Genomic DNA, 15,664 nt, shown 5'->3' with positions numbered 1-15,664 from the left:
CAATGCCCTTGCTGAAGAAACTCGTCGGCGCCGCCCTCGTTCTGGGCGGCGTCGCCGCGATTGCCGGCTGGTTCCTGTCGGCTCCGGTCAGGCTCGGTGCCGCCACGCTGGCGCAGCTTGGCCCCGGTGACGCTGACAGGGGCAAGCGCATCTTCTACGCTGGCGGCTGCACATCCTGTCATGCCAAGCCTGGCTCGCAAGGCGACGCTCGCCTTCAGCTGGTCGGCGGCCTCGAGCTCAAGACGCCATTCGGCACCTTCGTGCCGCCGAATATCTCGCAGGATACCAAGGACGGCATCGGCGCCTGGTCGGTCGAAGACTTTGCCAACGCCATGCTGAAGGGCGTGTCGCCGTCGGGCGAGCATCTTTATCCAGCATTTCCCTATATTTCATACGCGCGCATGAAGCCGGCCGACATTGCCGATCTCTATGCGTTCCTGAAGACCTTGCCCGCGGTCGCCGGCAAGGCACCCGCCAATTCGCTGGGGTTTCCCTTCAACGTCCGACGCGGCCTTGGTCTGTGGAAATTGCTCTATCTGAGCGACAAGTCGGTCGTTTCCTTTCCCGAAGGCACGCCACAGCCGGTGCAGGCCGGCCGCTATTTGGTCGAAGGCCCCGGCCATTGCGGCGAATGCCACACGCCGCGGGACCTTACCGGCGGTACCAGGAAGAGCCAGTGGCTGGCAGGCGCCGCGGCCGCGGAAGGCAGCGGCATCGTGCCCAACATCACGTCGGGCGAGGGCGGCATCGCCGACTGGTCGGAAGCCGACATCGCCAACTATCTCGAAACCGGCTTCACGCCGGACTTCGATACGGTCGGCGGCGCGATGGTCGACGTGCAACGGAACATGGCCGTGCTGACCCGGGAGGACCGCGCGGCGATCGCCGCCTATCTGAAAGCCGTGCCGCCGCATCCCAACGGCTATCCGGCGCGCAAGAAGCCGGCGAGCTGACGGGCCGTTGGGTCAGCGGTCGCCGAGGAAGTCGAAGCCGGTTTCGAAGAAGTGATTGTAGTCGCAGGTCATTTCCTCGCCGGGCGCAATGTCGCGCAAGGCATAGGTCTCCTCCGGCTGCGAGACGTCGCAATTCGGGCTGTCGGCATGGTTCATGTAGCGCGCATCGTCGGCTTCGAAGACGATGTAATTCGGGTCGCGCCGGTCCGGATAGGCGTAGCGGTCGAGATAGGTTTTGACCGGCCCGGTTTCCCGCTCGTAGGTCTCCACCTCGATGCGCCGGTCGTATTTCGGGTCGAGCTTCCAGACCAGCGTGCCGCGGGCAATGTGGTTTTTGGCAAAGACGCCGATGCCCTGGATGGGCGATTTGTCGAGATAGACATCGACGAGCAACATGGCAGATCCCTGGGTGATTGTGTGTTGGCGCGGCTGTGAAAAGCCGCGCACTGGGTAGCGCGCGGCCTTTGCAATTGCGAGCGGAAAATCAGCTGTGCCTGCCCATTATCCGAAGCCTCATACGGCGTCGCCTGTCGAGGTCCTAGCGCTGTTGCAGCGCCGGCCGGATGCCCAAGGCGCAATAGATGCCGCCGACAGCCTTGCCTTGCCATCTCAGCACCGTCGGGTTTCGGCGCAGGAATGCACCGAGGCCGCCCGCACCCACGGCGAAAACCAGCGTGCTGATGAGGCCCAACAGAACAAAGATCACGCCCAATGTCGCCAGTTGAAGCATCACCGATCCGTTTTCAGGCCGCACGAACTGCGGAAGAAATGCAAGGAAGAAAAGCGCGGTCTTGGGGTTGAGAACCTCGGTCAAAACAGCCTGCCGAAATGCTTTGGTAGCGGGGATCGCAAGTGCGCCGGCGGCCGGATAGGCAGGCGTTTTCTCGATGATCGCGCGAATGCCGAGATAAATGAGGTAGGCTGCGCCGATGTACTTCACGATGCTGAAAAGCGCCGCCGACGTGGCAATGATCGCCGAAATGCCGACGATCGCCATGAAGGTGTGAACCACGTCGCCGGCCGCGATCCCCGCGCCGGTGGCGATGCCAACCCTGGTTCCGGAACTGGTGGCCCGCGCCACGGTCAGAAGGGTGGCCGGACCGGGGATGAAGACAAAGCCAAGCACAACCGCGACATACGCAATCAATGTGGCGAGATCGATCATTGGTGGGCGTCTCCGCAACTCTTACCGCGAATGAAAGCCACGTCTCGGAACGGAAGGCAATGACCGCTCTCCCCCGACTTCACGCGGCTGGTTCGGCCTTGCCTGTTACCTTGAGCGCGAAGGCATAGGTGAACGCGATTTCCTCCAGCCTGGAAAACCGGCCGGAGGCGCCGGCGTGGCCTGAATCCATGTTGATCTTGAACAGAACCGGATTCCCCCCTGTCTTGCGGTCGCGCAACCGCGCCACCCATTTGGCCGGCTCCCAATAGGTGACGCGCGGGTCGGTCAGGCCGGCCAGCGCCAGGATCGGTGGATAGTCGAGTGCGGCGACATTGTCGTAGGGCGAGTAGGCGGCGATGGTCCGGTAATCCTCCGCCGAAGCGATCGGGTTGCCCCATTCCGGCCATTCCGGCGGCGTCAGCGGCAAGCTTGCGTCGAGCATGGTGGTGAGCACGTCGACGAAGGGAACCTCGGCGACGATGCCGCCGAAGCATTGCGGCGCCATGTTGGCGACCGCGCCCATCAGCATGCCGCCGGCCGAGCCGCCTTGCGCGACGATGCGGTCATGCTGCGTATAGCGTTCGGCGACGAGGTGGTGGGCGGCAGCGACAAAATCGGTGAACGTATTCATCTTGTTCGCCCGCTTGCCGTCGTCGTACCAGCCATAGCCCTTGTCCTTGCCGCCGCGGACATGGGCAATCGCGTAGACAAAGCCGCGGTCGACCAGCGAAAACAAATTGGTGTTGAACGCGGCGGGTACGGCTATGCCGTAAGATCCGTAGCCGTAAAGCAGGCAAGGCGCCGATCCGTCGAGCGGCGTGTCGCGGTGGTGGAGGAGCGAGATCGGCACCAGTTCGCCGTCGGCGGCAGGCGCCATCAGCCGGCGCGTGACATAGTGCTCCGGGTCATGGCCGGACGGCACTTCCTGGGTCTTGAGCAGCACGCGCTCGCGGGTGCGCATGTTGTAATCGAAGACCTGCTCCGGCGTCGTCATCGACGAATAGGAAAAGCGCATGATTTCGGTGTCGTATTCGTAGGAGCCGGACAGGCCGAGCGAGAAGGCTTCCTCGTCGAAGGAGATCAGGTGCTCTTCGCCGCTCTTGCGATCGCGCACGACGATGCGTGGCAGGCCTTCCTTGCGCTCCAGCCGGACCATGTGGTCCTTGAAGCCGATTACCGAAAGGATCAGCCGGCCCGCTTCGTGCGGCACCAGTTCCTGCCAGTTGGCGCGCACCGGATCATGGGCCGGCGCCGTCATGATCTTGAAGTCCTTGGCGCCGTCGGCATTTGTGAGGATGAAGAAGATGTCGCCGCCTTCCTCAAGGTCGTACTGCAAGCCGGTCTGGCGTGCCGCAACCAGCTTCGGCTCTGCGGACGGTTCGTTGGCGTTCATGATGCGATATTCCGAGGTCTCATGGTCGTTGATGCCGATCATGATCCACTCGTTGGAGCGTGTGCCGCCGACATCCATGAAGAAGCCCGGATCGGTTTCCTCGTAGATCAGCCGGTCGTTTTCAGGACTATCGCCAAGCGCATGGAACAGCACTTTGGAAGGACGGTGGTTGGGGTCGAGGCGGGTGTAAAAAAAACCGTCATTGCCGGCATCCCACACACCGCCGCCGCCGGTGTCGGGGACCCTGTCCGTCAGATCGTTGCCGCCGGCGAAATCGCGGACGCGCAGCGTGTAGAATTCGGAACCCTTGTCGTCGAAGGCCCAGAGCAGCTTGCGGTGGTCGTCCGAATGATCGACGCCGCCCAGGCGGAAATAGGGCTTGCCCTCGGCCTCGGCATCGCCGTCGAGCAAGATCTGCTTGTCGCCGCCGTCGCGCGCCGTGCGGAAATAACGCGGCTGCTGGCCGCCAAGCTTGAAGGAGGAGCCGTAGGCGTAAGGCCCGTCCTTCATCGGCACGGAAGAATCGTCTTCCTTGATGCGTCCCTTCATTTCCGCGAAAAGCTGTTTCTGCAGTTGGACCGTATCGGCCATCAGCGCCGCCTGGTAAGCATTCTCGGCTTCGAGGTGGGCGCGGATCTGGCCGTCGAGCAGCGACGGGTCCCTGAACATCTCTTGCCAATTCACGGCCCTCAGCCAGGCATAGTCGTCCGTCCGCGTCATGCCGTGATGCGTGTCGAAGATCGGCCGCTTCTCCGGCTGCGGCGGGGTGGCGGTCGGAAACACTGGAGTTCTGGTCATTGCGTCTCGCTGTGGAAGTTACTTGAATGGCGAATGAACACGCCGATCAGCGCGGGTTCAAGGGCTACGATCTATTGTCGTGGTGGCTCAAGAGGACGGGCTGGAGGAGAGGACAATGAATATTTTTTCTCGGACTGCCGCGGCCCTCGCCGTCGCTGCGATGACCCTGGCCAATGCCGGTCAATCTCATGCAACTGCCTTTGCGGCTTGGCAAGTGGCCAATGTGCCGTTCGGCGACACGCTCAATGTGCGCAAATATCCTTCAGGAACTTCGCAGAAGCAGGCCGCCTATCCCAACGGGACGGTTCTGCAGATGACCGGCAAATGCACCGGTGGGATAAACCTGCTCGACATGACCAGCCAAACCTACTGGCAGCAGAAACAGAAGATCCGCCATCGCTGGTGCGAAGTCTGGCACGATCCGGCACAGAGCGGCCAGTTCGTCACCGGCTGGGTCTACGGAAAATACATCACCCCGTTTCAGTGACGCAGCACGCCGCTCCGGCCGACGGCTCACGAGCAACAGTAACGCTTCGCAACCTATGATTTTACTGAATCCGCCGATCGGCCAGGCTGTAATGCTGCGGGCAGGATCAAGCATTGAGCTCTATTTACCTGCTGCCGTCTGTGTAATGGCTGCTTGCCGCGGCGTCAGTCGATGCTGGTCTGACCAGAAAAAACGGCAAAGTTACACTCTGCACGAAAGAGTGAAGCTGAATATGAAAGATTTGACTTGTATCGCTGAATAGAGCGCAAGAAGCGAATTGACTTACTTGACGCTCAGGCCCATTAAGATGGCGCGACGCGAATCGCGGAGGCTTTTTCCTGCACAAGTTCGCGCGATGCCCAACTATCGAAACGGGCGCAAACAGAAACAATTCTCGTTGGGGCCTGAACGCCATGGATATTACCGAAACACCTTCCAGAAACAGTGACGCGCTGATCGAGCTCACCGCCGATGTGGTGGCCGCCTATGTCAGCAACAATCCCGTGCCGGTCGGCGAATTGCCGAACCTCATCGCCGATGTCCATGCCGCTCTCGGGCGCGTCGGCGGGGCCGCCGAGCAGCCGCCTGCCGACAAGCAGAAGCCGGCGGTAAATCCGAAGCGTTCGGTGCATGACGACTACATCATCTGTCTCGAAGACGGCAAGAAGTTCAAGTCGCTCAAGCGTCACTTGATGACCCACTATGATCTGACGCCCGACCAGTATCGCGAAAAGTGGAACCTGGACCCGAGCTATCCGATGGTTGCGCCCAATTATGCGGCCGCCCGTTCGCAGCTCGCCAAGAAGATGGGTCTCGGTCGCAAGCGCAAGGGACGCTGACAAGCGGCTCTTCCGGTTTGACACTCAAGCGGCGCCTTCGGGCGCCGTTTTGTATTGGGGGGAGACCAAGCTCGGGCCGCCAGTTCTTCATACTGCTGGTAATTGCCGTCCGGTCAGGCGGTCTGCTTCAGCGCTGCCTCGGCGTCACGCTTGATACGCTTGACCATCGAGCGAAGACCATTGGCGCGCTGCGGCGACAGGTGCTCGTCAAGTCCGAGTGCCTTTAGCGTTGCCTCTGCGTCGGTCCTCTGGATTTCGCTGGCGGGCCGTCCCGAAAACAGCGCCAGCATGATGGCAACCAGGCCGCGCACGATATGGGCGTCGGAATCGCCCTTGAAGGTAATAACGGGATTGGCACCCTCGCCTTGCTCGGTGGTCAGCCAGACCTGGCTGACGCAGCCGGGCACCTTGTTGGCTTGTATGCGTTGCTCGTCGGGAAATGGCGGCAGCGCTTCACCCAGTTCAATCACATAGCGATAGCGGTCTTCCCACTCGTCGAGCAGGGAAAAGTCGTCGCGGATGGTCTGGATCGTCGTGGTCATTTCCCCGGATATAGTCATCCGGCGCGGCCGCGTCACGGAAAAAGAGGAGAAACGCCGCAGGCGCCGAGAGCGGGGCGCCCTGCGGTTTAGCGATGGATTCGGCCGAAACAGTCTCAGTTCTTTGCCGGCAAGTGCACTTTCGCCGGCAAATCGACTTTCGCCGGCAAGACGATTTCCTCGGGCACGCTGCCGGTGGTCGTCACCGTATCGGGTTCAGCGGCCTTGTCGTCCAGCATGGCGGTCGCGATCTTGGCGGTCTCCTTTGCGCGGGCGGTGATGGTGTGCATTGCCGATTTGCCGGTCTCGCACACGTCCGGCTTGCGCTCGCAGATGCCGGCGATGTCGCCGACGGCTTCGCGCGCGGCAAACAGCGCCTGGAGCGGTCCGACGCTTTCACGGCCCGCATCATCGGAGCCGACACCCAGCGGCAGCGCCAGAAGCACCAGCGAAAACCAGAAAGCAGCTCTTATCAGAAAGCCCATCTGTCTGTCCTTTATGACGGTCATGCATCCGAACCGCACGACCCCTGTACGGCGATATTGGCACGGACGCGCAAAGGACGGCTTGTCCCGAAAGCAACAGTTTTCCTCAAATTTTAGGCAGATTCGAAACGAAGCGTTTTGAAATTCATTTGCCTCGAACGACTTAGATTTTATTCAGCAAAGGGTAACCATCCAACCTGTTGTTTTTCCTGCTCATTTTTTGAACCGGCGACAGTTTGGCGGCCTCGGCCGCAGGTCCAGGCGCGGGCGGTCCGGATAACGCTCCGTTTACTATGGCGGCAATTGCCCCGGTTTTTCGCCGCCGGTATCCCGATATTTGCAGCCGGCCGGGGGACGATCGGCCCAGCCTTATCCATTCCTTAAACGCTGGATGCGAGTTTCGGATCGACAAAAGCCACCTGCAAAGCAGGGCCGTTCACGACCGGGTGCGTTGAGTTGAGTGCGATCAAGGCCAGATACGCCGAGTTGCCGGGCGCGATAGCCGCCGGTTGCGAACGGATGGTTCATCCGTCCGTCCTCGGCCAGGACGACCGCCGCCGCCACAGCCGGTTCATTGGCGTCATGCTGGCGGCTCCGTTCTTCAGCGCAGGTGCAGCGGTGACGCTGGTCACGTCGGGCATGGGCGCGGCCGTGACTGTGGCTGCGATCTTTGCCGCGTTCGGCCTTTGCTGGTTCGCCGCCCTGCTGGTGGCTGCATCGGGTAAGATCACCCTGGCCGGCCAACTAGCCTTGGTCGTGAGCAGTGTTGCCCTGGGTGCCCTTGTCGCTGCCGCCGGCGGTGTGGCCTCGCCGGTTGCCGTGCTTGCGGTGGCGCTGCCGTTTGAAGCCTGGTGGATCGGCCAGTCGCGCCGTGCCGTGATCTGGGGCGCCATATCGGCCCTTGTCGCAGTCTTGCTGCAGCCTTTCGCCGGTTCCGTCTTGCCGCTCGGCCAGACCGAAATCGCCGCATGGCACTGGCTGGTACCACTGGCCTGGGCGCTCACGCTCTTTCCGCGTGTCGCTCCACTTCGTGGCGCCGCCAACGCACAGCTCGATCCTGCCGGCAGCGACCGGCTCGAAGACCTGATCGACGCTGTCGTGCTGCGAATAGCGGCGCATGGCGAGGTTCTGGACGCCTCGACCAAGGCGCGCACGATGCTGAGGCTGCCGCCGGAGTTGCTTTTCGGCGCCGGGCTTTTCGATCGCATCCATCTGTCCGATCGCGTCCCGTATCTCAGCGCGCTGGCCGATATGCGCGATGGCGCTCTGTCGCGCCGGCTCGACCTTCGCGTCCGGCTGCCGCAGAACAGCGGCGTGACGGCCGACAATTACCGGCCGTTCTCGCTCGAGATGATGCGCGCGCCGGGGCAGGAGACTGTCTTCACGCTCGTTCTGCGCGAGAATGATGAACTGGCCGGACTGCGCCAGGAGCTTGCCGCCGCCAATGAAGCGGCTGCCTCGGCCGAGGTGGCGAAAGGACGCTTCCTTGCCGTCGTCAGCCACGAGCTGCGCACCCCGCTCAATGCCATCATCGGTTTTTCGGACATGCTGCTGCACGAGATGTTCGGCACCTTCAAGGATCCGCGCCAGAAGGAATATGTCGGCTTGGTACGGGATTCGGGCCAGCACCTGCTTGCCGTCGTCACCTCGATACTCGACGTATCGCGGATCGAATCGGGCGCCTATGCGACCGAACCGGAACCGTTCCGCTTCCGCGAAGCGGTCGAGATGTGCCAGTCGATGATGCGCCTGCAAGCCGAGGCAAAAGCCATTGATCTGCAGGCCCAGATCGCGCCGGACGCAGGTGAAATAAATGCCGACCGTCGCGCCGTGCAGCAGATCCTGATCAATCTCGTCTCCAACGCGATCAAGTTCACGCCCGAAGGCGGCAACGTCGTCATCGGCGCCAAGCGGATCGGCTCGCGGCTGCATTTCTGGGTCCGGGACACCGGAATTGGCATCGCCGAGGAAGATTTTGCCAATCTCGGCAAGCCGTTCATGCAGATACAGAACGACTATACCCGTCGGTTCGAAGGCACCGGGCTTGGGCTTTCGCTGGTGAAGGGGCTGGTGGCGCTGCACGACGGCACCATGTCGATCGAAAGCATGCCGGGCGAGGGCACCACGGTAACGATCAGCCTTCCCGTGAACGGCCCGACGGGCCACTCGGCGGAGAAGACCGGCGTGGTGCCGATGTCCGCGGCCAAAGCCAGAGCGGACGGTGGCAAAGGGGAGAGCAATGGGTCGCTCCGCAAAACAGCCTAAGGCGGTCAAACGCCGCGGCAATGCCTTCGAGCACGGAGCGATGGCTCTGGGCAGCCTGATCTCGCGCAACCCAGTTGTGGTCGGCGGCTCCACCGCATTCCTGGTGACGCTGTTCTACGTCTCGGCGAACGCTCTTTGGTACCAGCCCTTTCCGCACGCCGGCGCGTTTTTCGTCACCAGGAGCATCGAGCGCTTTCCCCGGGCGGACAGCGACGAGCCCGAAACCACCATCAACATCGTGCGTCCGGCGGCTGCGCCGATCAAGAGCGACCCGGTCGTCGAGCAGGTCCAGGGCATATTGAAGGATCTCGATTTCTATTCCGGCACCGTCGACGGCATTCCCGGACCGAATACGCGCAAGGCCATCCAGGCCTATCAGCAGAAGGTCGGATTGAATGCCTCCGGCGAGATCGACAGCATTCTGCTGGATCAACTGGGTGCCACGCCGACGACCGCGGCCGTGGTGCCGCATCCCGTGCCGCGGCCGGTCGAAACGGCCGCTGTTCCAGCCGCCATTCCAGCGTCCGCACCGGCAAATGCGGCGGCACCTGATCCCCGCATCGTCAAGATCCAGGCCGGACTGAAAGCTTTCGGCAATGACGACATGCAATTGGACGGCGTCGTCGGCGCACGCACCAAGGCCGCGATCAAGGAATTCCAGGCGCTTTTCGGCCTGCCCGAGACCGGCGAGCCCGACGAGATCGTCTACGTCAAGATGCGCGAGATCGGCCTGACCAACTGAGGGTCGTGACGGCCGCACGCCGGTCGCTCGGCAAAGACCGGTTACAGTCTTCCGGCCAATGCTGTAAGGACCGCCGCATGGCCAGGAATTCTCCATGCGGGTAACCACCGACCTGTGGGTATCGGCGCTGTTGCGTCGGGTTTTCAGCGCCGGCGGCTTTGCCGCCGTGGTCAAGCGCGGCGCGACGGAAGCCGGCGCGGTTTTCGTGCTGGCGCGGGGCAGGCTGGGGGAGATGGCGCTGTTCGGGCCGGCGCCGCAGACGAGCTACGATTCGGCTAGGCCGGACGACCGTTTCTTCAGCCTTCTCGGCGAGGGCGACGATGCCGCCATCTTCGACGCGCGGCTGGAGCGCGAGAAGAAATTCGATCCCGATATCTGGGTGGTCGAGGTCGAGGCGGGCGCCATTCCCGTTGAGGAGCTTATCTCGGTCAAGTTGCCGTAACTTTTCAGACGCGACGGGCCTTTGGGACAGCGGCAACATCGGCGCTGTTCGGCTTGCGCAGGTCGGCGTTTGCGGCGACGCGCCCGGGCTTGCGAACGATTTTCGACACGGTGTCGGCCTTCCAGCCGCGGAGCCTGTCCAACGCCGCGTCGCGGTGCAGCAGGCGGTAGCGGTCGAGGAAGATGCGGATCGCCTGCGGGTGCGGAAACTCGGTCGGATAGATGGTGGCCGTGATCAGGAACGCCTTGTCTTCGCTGAGGTCGAGCGCGCGCAAGGCGGCCAGCAGCGGTGTGTAATTTTGGCTCGTGGTGAGCGTCCGCGCCGTTGAAAAATCGACTTCGAGCGCATCGGCGAGCGCTGTCTGGAAGAATGCCGCATTGCCGGTCAGCGCGGTCTCGCGCAGCTTGACATAGGTTTGCGGCTCGACGAACGGACCGATAGCGGTGCCGCTCTCGGCGCGCATCATGGATCGCAACCGGCGGCGTACTGTTTCGGCGGCATCGGAAGCCTCTTGCCTGTTGGCATCGCTCGCAACCACTTCGGCGTTTTCGGACGCGGCTTTGGCGGTTGTTTCCGGCTGCTGTTGCGACCGCACCAGCGTCGGCCTTTCGAGCACTTTGATGAGATCCGCGATCGTTTGATTGAGATCCTTACGGCGGGCAATGGCACGGGCATGCGGCAGCCCGTGGCGCCCGATCAGCGCGATGAGGTCGACGTCGCTGAGGGCACGCGAGCGGATGAGCAGCGGAGCGGCGATATCGACCCGCTCCTGGCAAAGCCGCCGCACCAGCGCGGCGGGTGCATATTCGCATTCGGAAAGGGCTGCCGCGACGTAGCGGCGCGATTCGACCGAGACATTGTCGAAAAGCGGCAGCGTCAGGTCTTCGAGCTGCGCGATCTCGCGGCGTGAAGGTCGGGTGAGCGAACAGAACGCCGACACCGCGGCGCGGAACAGCCTCTCGGCCTTTCCCGATTCAGCTCCTGCTGCGATTTGCCTGAAATCCGAAGCTGACACGAAGGATACGCCCGACACTCGACACGATCTGGACTGCGCTCTGCCGGGCTGTACCGGTTTCGCGTTTCCCAAGAACAAAGATCAATTTAGCGGCGATCCGTTAGCGCTCCGTTAACCTACTGCCTCCTTAATCGACTATGGAGGCGTTGCGTTGTGCTCCGGAGCAACCGAGAGGAATACGCGAACCATGGGCATGGTACTGTCTTTCGTGCCGCGAACGGCGGCAACCAATCGAGCACAACAAACCGCGGGAACGCCGGCGGCGGTGATCATCTTTCCCGGGGTCCGCTACGAGCAGCGGCCGCTGACCGGCGAGACGCGGCCGGTCGGCCCCGATAAGCCGGGACCTTCGGGGACATTGCCGGTACCGCATCACTGAGCATCGGAAGTGGGTTAAAAATCCTGCAGTTCGCAGGAACTCTGTTCGAGAAACCGCGAGACGATCGGCTTCCAGCTGTCGTCGGGCACGAACGAGCGGATGACGAACATGCCTTCCGCTATCGGCGCTTCGACGAAGATCGCCCCTTGCAGTTCCGCGGGAAGATTCTTGCGGACCTCGATCATCTGCGCCGGCGTCAGCACCACGGTGTCGAGCACGCCTGCGGTCGCGCTGCGGTCGTTGAACGAGTAGATGTTGTGGCCGCCGCGGTCATAGACCGATATCGACCAGAACGGCACCTTTCCCGGCGCCTTGACCCGCACCATCCCCTCGGCAAGGTCGAAGCGGCAAGCCGCCGCATAAAACAGCGGATCGACCGATTTCACCACCGGCGCGCCGCCGGCTTCCGCGTCGAGCCTGGTCATCTTGTAGAGATCCGAAGCCATGGCCAATCGCGACCAGGCGTCGCGTTCGGAAAACTCGGGGACGAGCAGCAGCACGATGATGTGCACGATGCCGCCGCCAAGCAGGCCGAGCAGCACGGCATGCAGCAGGCTACGCATTGCAGCCGACCTTCTGGATCTGCGGCAGCGTGACGTCCGAGAGGCCGGTGCTGCTGGCGATCGGCGTGTCATAGAACGTGAGCACGAAGTACATCCCGCCGGCGCCGCTGGTCAGCAGCCAGTTGTCGGGCGCCGGGCGGCTGCCGACGGAAATGATCACCGAATTGTCGGCCTCGCGCAGCACTTGATAGGACTGCAGCGCAGCCAGCCTCGGCTTGCCGGTCTCGATCACGCCAAGCGACCGATCTGCGGCATAGAGGGTCCAGAACCGGGCGGTGGGAAAGCCGCCCGCAATCTTGTAGGCACATTGCCGCTTGAGTTGCTCGCCGCCGGAATCGCGCTCGGCGATGAAGGACAGTCCTTCCGCCTGTCCGAGCGCCAGCACGCCTTCGCGCGCCACGCGGGCCTTCGAATAAGGATCCGCCGTCGGCGTGCCGATATCGGGGAAGGCGGTCCATTGGCCGATCCTGATGGCGCCGACGCCGTCCTGCAGCTTCAGTGCATACCAGACGCTGCCGCCACCGCCGACGACGGCGATGGCAAGCGAAAGCAGTGTCAGGAAGGCATTCTTGAGCATGAGGAGCCGGGGAACCGAAGGCCGGGGACTGAAAGACTGTCGCTCGGGATATCGCGGTGCGGGGGCTTGTGGCAAGCGGCCCTGTGGAATTGACCGCTCAGAGCGCCGAGAGGGTCTCCGGTGCAGCGGGCGCGTCGAGCACGGGTGCCGCCTGGAACAGCTTGGTGAGTTCCTTCAGGGTCTGGGTGGTCCGGCTGGACAGCACCGGCGGACGCTCGGCGGCGGCATCGGCTGCTGCCTGTTCGGCGCTCTTCTTTTCCGCTTCCTCGGCCTTGGCAGCGATTTCGGCATCGACGAAGGGGTGATCGAGGCCAGGGATCGGTCTGAGGTCGATATTCTGGTGCGCATAGAGCATCAGGCGCTGCCACACCATGGCCGGCAGGGTGCCGCCGGTCATCTTGTTGGTCGCGGTGAAGTCGTCATTGCCAAGCCAGACGGCGGCCGTGTAGTTGCCGGTAAAGCCGACAAACCAGGCATCGCGGTAGGACTGGGTCGTGCCGGTCTTGCCGGCGACGACGATGTTTGGAAGGGCCGCGCGCCGGGCCGTACCGATCACCGGAACGGCGGCCAGCATGGTGTTCATGTATTTGAGCGCCTGCTCCGACAGCACCCGGTGCGGCGGCGGCGCATCCTTGGCGAAGTCGTAGACCACCTCGCCGGTGCGGGTGATGAGTTGGCTGACGCCGTGCCGGGTTCCGGCAAAGCCGTTCTGGGCGAACACGCTGTAGCCCGTCGCCTGGTCCATCACGGTCATGCCCGACGTGCCGAGCACCATGGTCTTGTGTGATTCCAGCGGCGACTCGACGCCCATCGCCTCGGCCATCGCCTTGATCGGCTTGATGCCGAGATAATCCTTGGCCAGCCGCACCGGCACGGTGTTGATCGATTTGGCCATCGCCGTGATCAGCGTCACCTTGCCGGCCGACCCGCCATTGTAATTGTGGGGCGACCAACTGCCCCAGGAGATGGGTCCGCCGGAAACCACCGAATCCGGCGTGAAGCCATGCTCCATCGCCGTCGCATAGACATAGGGCTTGAACGAGGAGCCGGTCTGGCGAAGTGCCTTGGTGGCGCGGTTGAACTGGCTGGCGCCGTAGTCGCGGCCGCCGACGATCGCCCGGACCGCGCCGTTGGTCTCGATGACGACGATGGCGCCCTCGGTGACGTTGTATTCCTTGCCGAACTGGCGGAGGTGGAACTCCATCGATTCTTCGGCCGCCTTCTGGATGTTGGCGTCGAAGGTGGTGTGGGCGACAAGCGAGTGCGGGCCGCCTTTGGCGGCGATCTTCTTGACCTCTTCGAAGGCCCAATCGAGATAGTAGTCGGGGCTTTTCTGCTCGCCGCGATCAACGATTTCGGCCGGGTGTAATCTTGCCTGCAGCACCTGGCCTTCGGTCATGAAGCCGGAATCGACCAGGTTGGACAGCACGACATTGGCGCGCGCCCGGGCGGCGGGCAGGTTTATGTGCGGCGCATATTTGGTCGGTGCCTTGAACAGGCCGGCCAGCATCGCCGCCTCGGCAAGGTTCAGGTCCTTGACGCTCTTGCCGAAATAGAAATCTGCCGCCGCCTCGATGCCGAAGGTGCCGCCGCCCATATAGGCGCGGTCGAGGTAAAGCTGCAGGATTTCCTTCTTCGACAGATTGGCTTCGAGCCATAGCGACAGGAAGGCTTCCTTGATCTTGCGCTCGAATGTCCGCTCATTGGTCAGGAACAGGTTCTTGGCCAGCTGCTGGGTGATGCTCGAGCCGCCCTGGACGACAGAATTCGCCCGTACGTTCTCGAATATCGCCCGCGACAGGCCGAGCACGTCGATGCCGTAATGGTCGAAGAAGCGCCGGTCCTCGGTGGCCAGCACCGCCTTGATGACATGGTCGGGCATCTCGTCGACCGGCACCGAATCGCGCTGGATAATGCCGCGCTGGCCGATCTCGTTGCCGTAGCGGTCGAGGAAGGTGACGGCGAAGTCGCCCTGCGTGCGCCAGTCGCCGGCGGTTATCTGAAAGGCCGGCAAGGCCAGCGCCAAAAGCACAACGATGCCGCCCGCACCGAGCGTAAATCCTTCACTCAACAGTTCAATCATGCCGCGGCGCCAGCCGCCGACGCGGAAACGCCGCGAGAAGATGGTCGCCGCTTCCCAGAACTGACGCGCCCTGAAGCCGATTTCGTAGACCGAGGAATCGATCCACGCATCCACCGCCAGCAGCCTTGCGGCGATCGGACCTCTTCTCTTGCGTGGTTCCAAAGGACTAGCCATTCCAGGATCCGGCTGCGGCGATGCCGCCAACTGAGAAACCGCATGCCGGCAATTTCACGGCGGCGCACCTTGCAAGACTATTCGTCCATTTTGGTGCTGCCGACAAGGGCGATGAAGGTAAGGACGATGAAGATATAGCGGGCGCTTCGTCGAGGGGAAGACGGCTCCTGCGAGGCGTCAGCGCAGGATGTTGGCTACCCTGCGCGAGTAGGTGGTGCCGTCGAGTTGGGCGAGCATGAAGGCCGCCACGTCGGCACGCGCCAGCGTCGGCAGCAGCGACGCCGACCGGATGCCGTTGCCGTGGCGGAATTCGCCCGTTGCCGCTCCATTGCTCAACCTGGGCGGCTCCACGATGGTCCAGTCGAGCCTGGATTGAACGATCAGGCTTTCCTTCACCTCGTGGTCCGCCACCTCATGGCGCAGAACCAACGGTACGATGACGCCGCCAAGTAGCGGCCCCAGTTGCCGCCGCTCGGAGATAAGCTTGACCGCACCATGCAGGCACTGACGGCGCTTGTGCGTTCGGGCAAGAATCGCATTCAGCTGGCGCTGATCAGCGACGAGACGCGATAAGGGTCTGGTGCCGCGCTTGCGCGGGGTGCCGAGGATTGGCAATCGTCACATGGGACGCTTGTCCGCGATCTTTTTCGGGTCGCGGCCTATCGTGCCGGCGTCGGCTTTCCTGTGCTTGTCGGCAAGCCTGCGAATGCGATCGAAGCGGCTTTCCTCTGCCACTTTGGTCTTCGTGGCTGCATTTGGCTTCGG

The 15,664-nt window shown here is 62.8% G+C and carries 17 protein-coding genes; 7 read left to right on the top strand and 10 right to left on the bottom strand.

The features are described from left to right. The first annotated feature begins 2 nt into the window (after positions 1 to 2). Positions 3 to 953 (top strand): cytochrome c, encoded by a 951-nt coding sequence (locus NKH63_RS23950; RefSeq protein WP_352918906.1) that lies wholly within the window; start codon positions 3 to 5, stop codon positions 951 to 953. Between the two features lie 12 nt (positions 954 to 965). Here the strand turns inward: NKH63_RS23950 and NKH63_RS23945 are convergent, their stop codons facing one another. The 3 genes from NKH63_RS23945 to NKH63_RS23935 form a co-directional block, all read right to left on the bottom strand. Next, complete coding sequence (locus NKH63_RS23945) at positions 966 to 1,349, bottom strand: SET domain-containing protein (RefSeq protein ID WP_023718410.1); 384 nt, start codon at positions 1,347 to 1,349, stop codon at positions 966 to 968. Positions 1,350 to 1,491: 142 nt separating this feature from the next. Continuing rightward, positions 1,492 to 2,118, bottom strand: a complete 627-nt coding sequence (locus tag NKH63_RS23940) for a LysE family translocator (protein WP_352483644.1) — start codon at positions 2,116 to 2,118, stop codon at positions 1,492 to 1,494. A 79-nt stretch (positions 2,119 to 2,197) separates the two neighbouring features. After that, the gene (locus NKH63_RS23935; RefSeq protein ID WP_352918904.1) at positions 2,198 to 4,309 is read right to left on the bottom strand and encodes a S9 family peptidase; all 2,112 of its coding nucleotides are present in this window, start codon (positions 4,307 to 4,309) and stop codon (positions 2,198 to 2,200) included. A gap of 115 nt (positions 4,310 to 4,424) precedes the next feature. Between NKH63_RS23935 and NKH63_RS23930 the strand changes: the two genes are divergently transcribed. Together NKH63_RS23930 and NKH63_RS23925 are read left to right on the top strand one after the other, a co-directional pair. Beyond that, the gene (locus NKH63_RS23930; RefSeq protein WP_023718408.1) at positions 4,425 to 4,796 is read left to right on the top strand and encodes an SH3 domain-containing protein; all 372 of its coding nucleotides are present in this window, start codon (positions 4,425 to 4,427) and stop codon (positions 4,794 to 4,796) included. Between the two features lie 413 nt (positions 4,797 to 5,209). Continuing rightward, complete coding sequence (locus NKH63_RS23925; protein WP_023677844.1) at positions 5,210 to 5,635, top strand: Ros/MucR family transcriptional regulator; 426 nt, start codon at positions 5,210 to 5,212, stop codon at positions 5,633 to 5,635. 113 nt (positions 5,636 to 5,748) lie between these two features. On the opposite strand, the gene NKH63_RS23920 is transcribed toward NKH63_RS23925, so the two are convergent. Both NKH63_RS23920 and NKH63_RS23915 read right to left on the bottom strand, forming a co-directional pair. Beyond that, positions 5,749 to 6,177, bottom strand: a complete 429-nt coding sequence (locus NKH63_RS23920; RefSeq protein WP_023718407.1) for a SufE family protein — start codon at positions 6,175 to 6,177, stop codon at positions 5,749 to 5,751. Between the two features lie 113 nt (positions 6,178 to 6,290). Beyond that, the gene (locus NKH63_RS23915; protein ID WP_352483674.1) at positions 6,291 to 6,659 is read right to left on the bottom strand and encodes a DUF5330 domain-containing protein; all 369 of its coding nucleotides are present in this window, start codon (positions 6,657 to 6,659) and stop codon (positions 6,291 to 6,293) included. Between the two features lie 519 nt (positions 6,660 to 7,178). On the opposite strand from NKH63_RS23915, the gene NKH63_RS23910 reads away from it, so the two are divergent. The 3 genes from NKH63_RS23910 (at position 7,179) to NKH63_RS23900 (ending at position 10,108) form a co-directional block, all read left to right on the top strand. Beyond that, positions 7,179 to 8,924: an ATP-binding protein gene (locus NKH63_RS23910; protein WP_023718405.1), complete on the top strand. Its 1,746-nt coding sequence runs from the start codon at positions 7,179 to 7,181 to the stop codon at positions 8,922 to 8,924. Continuing rightward, positions 8,899 to 9,666: a peptidoglycan-binding domain-containing protein gene (locus NKH63_RS23905; protein WP_023718404.1), complete on the top strand. Its 768-nt coding sequence runs from the start codon at positions 8,899 to 8,901 to the stop codon at positions 9,664 to 9,666. The genes NKH63_RS23910 and NKH63_RS23905 overlap by 26 nt, the downstream gene beginning before the upstream one ends. Positions 9,667 to 9,760: 94 nt before the next feature. Continuing rightward, positions 9,761 to 10,108 (top strand): DUF1491 family protein, encoded by a 348-nt coding sequence (locus tag NKH63_RS23900; RefSeq protein WP_023718403.1) that lies wholly within the window; start codon positions 9,761 to 9,763, stop codon positions 10,106 to 10,108. A gap of 4 nt (positions 10,109 to 10,112) precedes the next feature. On the opposite strand, the gene NKH63_RS23895 is transcribed toward NKH63_RS23900, so the two are convergent. Next, complete coding sequence (locus NKH63_RS23895; RefSeq protein ID WP_023718402.1) at positions 10,113 to 11,123, bottom strand: DUF2336 domain-containing protein; 1,011 nt, start codon at positions 11,121 to 11,123, stop codon at positions 10,113 to 10,115. Positions 11,124 to 11,310: 187 nt separating this feature from the next. On the opposite strand from NKH63_RS23895, the gene NKH63_RS23890 reads away from it, so the two are divergent. Further along, positions 11,311 to 11,502, top strand: a complete 192-nt coding sequence (locus NKH63_RS23890; RefSeq protein WP_031193791.1) for a hypothetical protein — start codon at positions 11,311 to 11,313, stop codon at positions 11,500 to 11,502. A 14-nt stretch (positions 11,503 to 11,516) separates the two neighbouring features. Here NKH63_RS23890 and NKH63_RS23885 read toward each other — a convergent pair whose 3' ends face one another. The 4 genes from NKH63_RS23885 to NKH63_RS23870 form a co-directional block, all read right to left on the bottom strand. Then, on the bottom strand, positions 11,517 to 12,065 hold the full coding sequence (locus tag NKH63_RS23885) for a DUF1254 domain-containing protein (RefSeq protein ID WP_023718401.1): 549 nt from the start codon (positions 12,063 to 12,065) through the stop codon (positions 11,517 to 11,519). Then, complete coding sequence (locus NKH63_RS23880; RefSeq protein WP_023718400.1) at positions 12,058 to 12,642, bottom strand: DUF1214 domain-containing protein; 585 nt, start codon at positions 12,640 to 12,642, stop codon at positions 12,058 to 12,060. The genes NKH63_RS23885 and NKH63_RS23880 overlap by 8 nt, the downstream gene beginning before the upstream one ends. Positions 12,643 to 12,739: 97 nt before the next feature. Beyond that, complete coding sequence (locus tag NKH63_RS23875) at positions 12,740 to 14,899, bottom strand: transglycosylase domain-containing protein (protein WP_352483642.1); 2,160 nt, start codon at positions 14,897 to 14,899, stop codon at positions 12,740 to 12,742. Positions 14,900 to 15,076: 177 nt separating this feature from the next. Further along, positions 15,077 to 15,514, bottom strand: a complete 438-nt coding sequence (locus tag NKH63_RS23870; RefSeq protein WP_023718398.1) for an NAD(P)H-binding protein — start codon at positions 15,512 to 15,514, stop codon at positions 15,077 to 15,079. Positions 15,515 to 15,664 lie beyond the last annotated feature (150 nt).

Origin of the sequence: Mesorhizobium sp. M0960 (genome assembly GCF_040319055.1) — a bacterium.
GTDB lineage: Bacteria > Pseudomonadota > Alphaproteobacteria > Rhizobiales > Rhizobiaceae > Mesorhizobium.
Note: the sequence above shows the minus strand (reverse complement) of the source record. Positions and strands in the feature narration are given on the sequence as shown.